This window comes from Mycolicibacter senuensis, assembly GCF_003284925.1.
In the GTDB taxonomy this organism is placed as follows: domain Bacteria; phylum Actinomycetota; class Actinomycetes; order Mycobacteriales; family Mycobacteriaceae; genus Mycobacterium; species Mycobacterium algericum_A.
In genome coordinates, this window is sequence record NZ_QMEX01000192.1 from 1 (window position 1) to 5,782 (window position 5,782).

The window sequence follows — 5,782 nt, forward strand, 5'->3', positions numbered from 1 at the left end:
GGCGATGGCGGCCTTGAACGCCGGCTCGGGCCTGGGCTGCGGCCACGGTTCGCCGCGCTCGATGGCCAGCTCACCGGGAGTCTTGATCGGCGGCTTATCGGACGGGACCCGGCCGCCGAAGTCGTCGAACATCGTAAGCCGCGGTCGCTTGGCCACGTCACCGAAGATCTTCTCCAGATCGGCGCGGTGCAGCGTCTCCTTCTCCAGCAGTTCGCCGGCCAGCGTGTCGAGCACGTCGCGGTATTCGGTAAGGATCTCCCAGGCCTCGGTGTGGGCCGCCTCGATGAGCTTGCGCACTTCATCATCGATGTCGCGGGCCACCTCGTGGGAATAGTCCGGTTGAGTGCCCATGGTGCGCCCCACGAACGGGTCACCGTGTTCGCTGCCGTAGCGCACCGCCCCGAGCTTGGCGCTCATGCCGTACTCGGTGACCATCGCCCGGGCAACCTGAGTGGCCTTTTCGATGTCGGAGACCGCGCCGGTGGTCGGCTCGCGGAACACCAGTTCCTCGGCGGCACGCCCACCCATGGCGAACACCAACTGGGCGATCATCTCCGAGCGGGTGCGCAGTCCCTTGTCCTCTTCGGGCACCGCCACCGCATGCCCGCCGGTGCGGCCGCGGGCCAGGATGGTGACCTTGTAGACGGGGTCGATGTCCGGCATCGCCCACGCCGCCAAGGTGTGTCCGCCCTCGTGGTAGGCGGTGATCTTCTTCTCGTGTTCGCTGATGATCCGGCTCTTGCGCCGCGGGCCGCCGATCACCCGGTCAACGGCTTCCTCCAGCGCCGCGCCGGTGATGACGGTGCCGTTCTCCCGTGCGGTCAGCAACGCCGCCTCGTTGATCACGTTGGCCAGATCGGCGCCGGACATGCCGACGGTGCGCTTGGCCAGCCCGTCCAGGTCGGCGTCCGGCCCGATCGGCTTGCCCGCCGAATGCACCCGCAGCACCGCGCGCCGACCGGCGATGTCGGGGTTGGTCACCGGGATCTGGCGGTCGAACCGGCCGGGCCGCAGCAACGCAGGGTCGAGGATGTCGGGCCGGTTGGTCGCGGCGATCAAGATGACGCCGGCCCGCTCACCGAAGCCGTCCATCTCCACCAGCAACTGGTTGAGGGTCTGTTCGCGCTCGTCGTGCCCGCCGCCCATCCCGGCGCCCCGCTGCCGGCCGACCGCGTCGATCTCGTCGACGAACACGATGCAGGGGCTGTTCTGTTTGGCCTGCTCGAACAGGTCGCGCACCCGGGAGGCACCCACACCGACGAACATCTCCACGAAATCCGAGCCGGAGATGGTGAAGAACGGCACACCGGCCTCGCCGGCCACCGCCCGGGCCAGCAACGTCTTGCCGGTGCCGGGCGGGCCGTAGAGCAGCACACCCTTGGGGATCTTGGCGCCCAGCGCCTGATACCGGCCCGGGTTCTGCAGGAAGTCCTTGATCTCGTAAAGCTCCTCGACCGCCTCGTCGACGCCGGCAACGTCGGCGAAGGTGGTCTTGGGCATGTCCTTACCCAGCTGTTTGGCCCGTGACTTGCCGAAGCCGAAGCCCATCCGGGCACCGCCCTGCATGCGGGAGAACATCACGAACAGGCCGATCAGCAGCAACATCGGCAGCATGTAGATCAGCAGCGTGCCCAGCATGCTGCCCTGGTTGACGACGGTGTTGATCTCCGCCTTCTGCTTGGTCAGCGCGGTGTAGAGCGGAACCGCGTAGCCGGTCGGGTACTTCGCGATCAGCTTGTCGACCTGTTCGGACTTGCCCGACCTGGCGGCCTTGTCATCCTTGTCGGAGAGCTCGACGCTGGTGAGCGGGTTCTTCAGCACCAGCCGCAACTGTTGTTCGCGGTCGTCGAGCTGGGCGCTCTTGACGTTTCCGCTGTGGATCTGGGCCACCGCGACCGAGGTGTCGACCGGTTTGTATCCGCGGGTGTCGTCACTGAAATAGAAGAACGACCAGCCGAGCAACAGCACCACGGCGATCGCGGTGACGGTGCGGATCACGTTTTTGCGATTCATCAGACATCGGCCGAACTCGGCCCAAATCCTTCCAGTACATGCAGCTGGGCATGTTCAGGCTACCGCCCCGGTCGTCCGGGCATGGGTTGGAGCTGGCCGGACCCGGCAATCCCTTCTCCGCCCGGGTCCGGTTGTGCTTTGGTGGGACGGTGGCCAACCAAACCGAACGGCTCGTCGACACCAACGGCGTGACCCTGCGGGTCACCGAAGCGGGCGCCCACAATGGGCCCAATGCCCCGGTGGTGTTGTTGGCGCACGGTTTCCCGGAGCTGGCCTACTCATGGCGACATCAGATTCCCGCGCTGGCCGACGCGGGCTTTCATGTGCTGGCCCCCGATCAGCGCGGCTACGGCGGTTCGACGCGACCGGAGGAGATCGCGGCCTACGACATCGCGGCGCTCACCGGTGACCTGGTCGGTCTGCTCGACGACGTCGGGGCCACGCGCGCGGTCTGGATCGGCCACGACTGGGGTGCGCCGGTGGTCTGGAGTGCCGCCCAGCTGCACCCCGAGCGGGTGGCCGCGGTGGCGGGGCTCAGTGTGCCGCCGGTGCCCCGCCCGCACGCCCCGCCCACCGAGGCGTTCCGCAAGATCTTCGGCGAGAACTTCTTCTACATGCTCTATTTCCAGCAGCCCGGTGTCGCCGACGCGGAACTGGGCTCGGACCCGGCTCGGACCATGCGCCGGATGATGGGCAGCCTGAGCCCGGACGATCACGACTCGGCGATCCGGATGACCGCTCCCGGCCCGGCGGGGTTCATCGAACGGCTGGCCGAACCGGCCGCACGGCCGGACTGGATCAGCGCCGACGAACTGGACCACTACATCGCCGAGTTCACCCGCACCGGTTTCACCGGCGGGCTGAACTGGTATCGCAATCTCGACCGCAACTGGGAGATCATGGCCAATCCACCTGCTGCCACCATCGACGTTCCAGCGCTGTTCATCGCCGGGTCCGCTGATCCGGTGCTGAGCTTCACCCGCCGGGATCGGGCCAGTGAACTGGTCACCGGGCCCTACCGCGAGGTGATGATCGACGGCGCCGGTCACTGGCTGCAGCAGGAGCGGCCCGACGAGGTCAACGCCGCGCTGCTCGAGTTCCTGGCGGGCCTGCCGACCGGAGCGGTGTCGTGATGGCCGCGCCGCTGCGCTTCGGGGTTTTCATCACACCGTTCCACGCGCTGGGCCAGTCGCCGACGGTCGCGCTGGAATACGACCTTGAACGGGTGGTCGCGCTGGACCGGCTGGGCTTCGACGAGGCCTGGTTCGGCGAGCACCACTCGGGGGGCTACGAGCTGATCGCCTGCCCGGAGGTGTTCATCGCCGCGGCCGCCGAACGCACCAAGCACATCCGGCTGGGCACCGGGGTGGTCTCGCTGCCCTATCACCACCCGCTGATGGTCGCCGACCGCTGGGTGCTGCTGGACCACCTGACCCGTGGCCGGGTGATGTTCGGCACCGGACCGGGCGCACTGCCCACCGACGCACACATGATGGGCATCGATCCCGTCGAGCAGCGCCGGATGATGCAGGAGTCCCTGGAGGCGATCCTCGCGCTGTTCCGCGCCGAGCCCGGTGAGTTGGTCACCCGCCATTCGGACTGGTTCACGCTGCGTGACGCCGCGTTGCACATCCGGCCCTACACCTGGCCGTACCCGGAGATCTCGACAGCGGCGATGATCTCGCCGTCCGGACCGCGACTGGCCGGCGCACTGGGCACCTCACTGCTGTCGCTGTCGATGTCGGTGCCGGGCGGCTTCGCCGCGGTGGAGAGCGCCTGGCAGGTGGTTTGCGACCAGGCCGCCAAGGCCGGCCGCGACGAGCCCGACCGTGCCGGCTGGCGGGTGTTGAGCATCATGCACATCGCCGACACCCGTGAACAGGCGGTGGCCGACTGCACATACGGCCTGCAGGATTTCGCGAACTACTTCGGCGCGGCCGGGTTCGTCCCGCTGGCCAGCGAAGTCGAGGGCTCGCCACAGACCCCGACCGAGTTCGTCGAGGCCTATGCGGCAGCGGGCAGCTGCTGCATCGGCACCCCCGACGATGCGATCGAGCACATCACCGACCTGCTGGAGCGCTCCGGCGGGTTCGGCACGCTGCTGTTCCTGGGGCACGACTGGGCCTCGCCGGAGGCGACCTACCACAGCTACGAGCTGTTGGCCCGCAAGGTGATTCCCCACTTCAAGGGCCAACTCGCCGCGCCGCGGGCGTCACACGAGTGGGCCAAGGGCATGCGTGACACGTTGTTCGGCCGGGCCGGCGAGGCGATCAAGAACGCCGTCGTCGAGCATGCCGCCGAGTCCGGACCGCGGTGATGCGCGCCGCGGTGCTGCGCGACGGGCGGATGGTCTACCGCGACGATGTGCCGGAGCCGACGCCCGGCCAGGGTCAGGTGCTGGTCGAGGTGTTGGCCTGCGGCATCTGCGGATCCGACCTGCACTTCGCCGCGCACGGCGAGCAGGTCCTGGCCGCGACGAGGTCCATGGCCGGCACCCCGGCCGCCGAGACCGCCGTCGACCTGGGCGCCGACATCTTCATGGGCCACGAATTCAGCGCTCGGGTACTGCAGGCCGGTCCCGGCACCGACACCTTTCCCGCCGGCACGCCCGTCACATCGATCCCGGTTCTGCTGGCCGCCAAAGGCATTGAACCTATCGTCTACTCCAACACCACGGTGGGCGGCTACGCCGAGAAGATGTTGTTGTCGGCCCCGCTGCTGGTGCCCATCCCGAACGGGCTGGACCCCCGGCACGCCGCGCTGACCGAGCCGATGGCGGTGGGACTGCATGCGGTCAACAAGTCCGGCATCACTCCCGGCGATACGGCACTGGTGCTGGGCTGCGGCCCGATCGGGATCGCGATCATCGCCGCACTGCGAACCCGCGGCGTGGAACACATTGTGGCAGCGGACTATTCACACGCCCGGCGCGACCTCGCGACGGCGATGGGCGCGCATCGGTCACTCGACCCGGCCGATGGCTCTCCGTTCGACACGGTGACGCCGAAGGTGGTCTTCGAAGCGATCGGCGTGCCCGGAATCATCGACGACGTGCTGCGCCGCGCGCCGGCCGGGGCCCGACTGGTGGTCGCGGGCGTGTGCATGCAGCCCGACACCGTGCACCCGTTCTTCGGTGTCGCCAAGGAGATCAACGTGCAGTTCGTATTGGCCTACGAGCCAGCGGAGTTCACCGCGTCGCTACAGGCGATCGCCGAGGGCCGGATTGACGTGGCACCGCTGATCACCGGCGAGGTCGGACTCGACGACGTGGGGACGGCATTCGACGATCTGGCCGACCCGGACCGGCACTGCAAGATCCTGGTCACACCCTGAAGCAGGCTCAGCCGGGGAAGGCGCCGGCCTCACGCAGCCGCTTCGACCAGCCGCCCACCAGCTCGACCAACTCGGGCAGCTCGTCGCCGAGCCGGGCCACGATCGGTTCGCACGCCGCATCGGTCGCCGTCTCCACCGACTCGCGGGCCGCGCGCCCGGCGTCGCTGAGCACGCCGTCGCGGGCCAGGCCCCGCTCGGCGAGCCGCGCCTCGCCGGCACTCAGCTCATCCTCGCTGAAGGCCCTGCTGCGCACATAGCTGCGCGGCGGTAACCCGCGGTACAACTCGGTGATCAGGCCGATCTCGACGGCGTCGAAACCCGCTGCAACCCAGGCATTCACGTGCGCGTCGCCACGGAACTCCCGCAACTGGTCCGCCAACAGCCAGGCGTCGGTGAGCGGGTCGCCCACCAACCCGGCGGCGACCAGCCCGGCGAA

At 68.7% G+C, this 5,782-nt stretch carries 5 protein-coding genes; 3 read left to right on the plus strand and 2 right to left on the minus strand.

What is annotated here, in order from left to right; genetic code table 11:
* On the minus strand, positions 1-2,013 hold a 2,013-nt coding region (ftsH, locus tag DQP56_RS22235; RefSeq protein ID WP_133259005.1), incomplete at its 3' end, for an ATP-dependent zinc metalloprotease FtsH.
* Positions 2,014-2,162: 149 nt separating this feature from the next.
* Here ftsH and DQP56_RS22240 point away from each other — a divergent pair.
* Genes DQP56_RS22240 through DQP56_RS22250 form a run of 3 tightly spaced genes read left to right on the plus strand, consistent with a single transcriptional unit; the run spans position 2,163 to position 5,346 of the window.
* Positions 2,163-3,146, plus strand: coding sequence for an alpha/beta fold hydrolase (locus DQP56_RS22240; RefSeq protein WP_112689128.1), 984 nt, complete (start codon positions 2,163-2,165; stop codon positions 3,144-3,146).
* Positions 3,146-4,330 carry an LLM class flavin-dependent oxidoreductase gene (locus DQP56_RS22245; RefSeq protein ID WP_112689130.1) on the plus strand — a complete coding sequence of 395 codons (1,185 nt, stop codon included), beginning with the start codon at positions 3,146-3,148 and terminating at the stop codon, positions 4,328-4,330. The genes DQP56_RS22240 and DQP56_RS22245 overlap by 1 nt, the downstream gene beginning before the upstream one ends.
* The gene (locus tag DQP56_RS22250; protein WP_112689132.1) at positions 4,330-5,346 is read left to right on the plus strand and encodes a zinc-binding dehydrogenase; all 1,017 of its coding nucleotides are present in this window, start codon (positions 4,330-4,332) and stop codon (positions 5,344-5,346) included. Before DQP56_RS22245 ends, DQP56_RS22250 begins: the two co-directional genes overlap by 1 nt.
* Before the next feature lie 7 nt (positions 5,347-5,353).
* On the opposite strand, the gene DQP56_RS22255 is transcribed toward DQP56_RS22250, so the two are convergent.
* Positions 5,354-5,782, minus strand: a 429-nt coding sequence (locus DQP56_RS22255; protein WP_435673901.1) for a helix-turn-helix domain-containing protein, incomplete at its 5' end; no start/stop codon positions are given.